The organism is Synechococcus sp. R55.7 (genome assembly GCF_047461955.1).
GTDB lineage: Bacteria > Cyanobacteriota > Cyanobacteriia > Thermostichales > Thermostichaceae > Thermostichus.
In genome coordinates this window covers 3551-5399 of record NZ_JANSIC010000051.1, presented here as the reverse complement: position 1 = coordinate 5399, position 1849 = coordinate 3551, and the positions used below count along the sequence as shown (strand labels likewise).

At 58.6% G+C, this 1849-nt stretch carries 3 protein-coding genes; all 3 read right to left on the bottom strand.

Features of this window, described 5'->3' with window-relative positions:
• Positions 1-123: 123 nt before the first annotated feature.
• Entirely contained in the window at positions 124-336 is a 213-nt protein-coding gene (locus NW820_RS04260) for a CP12 domain-containing protein (RefSeq protein WP_011434185.1), read from the bottom strand.
• Between the two features lie 257 nt (positions 337-593).
• Positions 594-1274: an energy-coupling factor ABC transporter ATP-binding protein gene (locus tag NW820_RS04255; protein WP_414331746.1), complete on the bottom strand. Its 681-nt coding sequence runs from the start codon at positions 1272-1274 to the stop codon at positions 594-596.
• 36 nt (positions 1275-1310) lie between these two features.
• The gene (locus NW820_RS04250) at positions 1311-1580 is read right to left on the bottom strand and encodes a hypothetical protein (RefSeq protein ID WP_414332008.1); all 270 of its coding nucleotides are present in this window, start codon (positions 1578-1580) and stop codon (positions 1311-1313) included.
• Positions 1581-1849: the final 269 nt, after the last annotated feature.

Genomic DNA, 1849 nt, shown 5'->3' with positions numbered 1-1849 from the left:
AAAGCAAAGCCTACCGGCAGGGATCCGGCAGGCCGCTGGATTTTGTCGGAGATCCCCAGTAGGAAACCCTGTCGATCGCTACGGAATCGACAGAGAGCATCCACTCTGTGGGGTTCCCGAGAATCAGGTATCGTAGACCCGGCATTCAACAGCATCTGGGTTTTCGGCGCAGTGCTGCTCTAGGCTGCTGGGAGTCCTCGGCTGGTGGCTGCGAGCTGCCAGCACTTCTTCAACTGCGTCCCAGGCCGCACGGCAGTGGGGATCCCCTTCGCCGTACTCAGAGCAGACGTTGCGAGCATTTTCCAGCTCTTTGGCGATCACTTCAGACAGTCCCATGTTCTCAAGCTCCTTTAGACTAGATGGGGCCGGTGGCCCGCTGATATAACCGGTTGACGCAGAACCTGTAGGGATTCGGTGTAACCGAGGATCAACAGGTAAAAACCAGCCGATCCAGATGAGGAATGAGTCCAGGATAATGACCTTGTGCCAACCGAATTGATCAACCGGATACATTACCTATTCTAAACAGGGACACCCGGGGGGTGCAGCTACGCTTTCGCGATCTCTTTGGGATCAGGATGCGCAGGGATCCCTCAGGCCCCAAACAGTTGTTCAATCCGTTGCCGCACCTGCTCTGGGGATCCCTGTTGACGCACTTGACCTTCCGAGAGCAAAATCGCCCCATCTGCCCATTCCAGTTCCGCCAGCCGATGGGTTACCCAGAGGGCGGTGATGCCTTCTTGATCCACCAGTTGCCGGATGCACCGCAGCAAATCCGCCTGGCTGTCGGGATCCAACAGGGCTGTCGGCTCGTCCAAAAGCAGCACCTCGCTGCGCCGGGCCAAAGCCCCTGCCACTGCCACTCGTTGCTTCTGTCCGCCGCTGAGGCCGTGGATGGGCCGACGGATCAGGTGCTTTAATCCGACTTGCTCCAAGGCTGTTTCCACCCGCTGGTGAATTTCCGCCAAGGTCAGAGCCTCTGCTCCCAAGCCAAAGGCCACATCGGCTCCCACCGTGGGCATGAACAGTTGGTGATCCGGGTTTTGAAACACATAGCCCAGCCGACCGCGAATCTCCAGGTGGCCCGAAAGGGGCTGGGGATGGGTCAGGGATCCGGACAACAGTTGCAACAAAGTGGACTTGCCGCTGCCATTGGGCCCCAACAGCATCCACAACTGGCCCTTGGGAATGACAAAACTGCACGCCTGCAAAACCGGCGGACGTTCCGGCCAAGCAAAGGTCAGGCTCTCCACCCGAATGGCCACCTCAGACATGGGGATCCCTTAGCGGCAGAGAGAAAAGGGCTGTCCTCAGCTTTGCAACTGGGCCAAAAAACCGGGACGGGCTCCCATGGGGCTGGCGCCGCCCGACTTGGAAGTCATTTGCACGCCACATAGCTCACCGGTGAGCAGGAACACCTTTTTGCCAGTGCGGTCGCAGGTCAGCTCCAAACTCTGAGGGGATCCACTCTGCAGAGCATTGACGATGCTTTGGTAGGCCCGGTTGGCCGCTTCTTCCTCTTTTTGGTGGACAACGATGGGGGCAGGGTTCCCTTTCAGGAGCAGTTCCAGAGTGTACATGGCTGACCGTTGCGTAGTGGGCCGTGGACAGAAGAGAGGCACCCAGAGGACGCCGTTGGCGACAGCAGGACGAAGTCCTTTTCCAGTATCGCAGGTTGGGCCAGGGTACCGGCAGGCTCAACAAATGACGGGGGAGTTTCTCTCGCCAGATTAGGCCAGGCCGGTGCCGAGAAAAGGCAGCAGGCTAATCAGCAACAGGCCCAACGTGGCCAGGGATCCCGCCAAGAAGGAGAGGGATCGCCCAATGGGAATATCGGCAATGTAGAAAA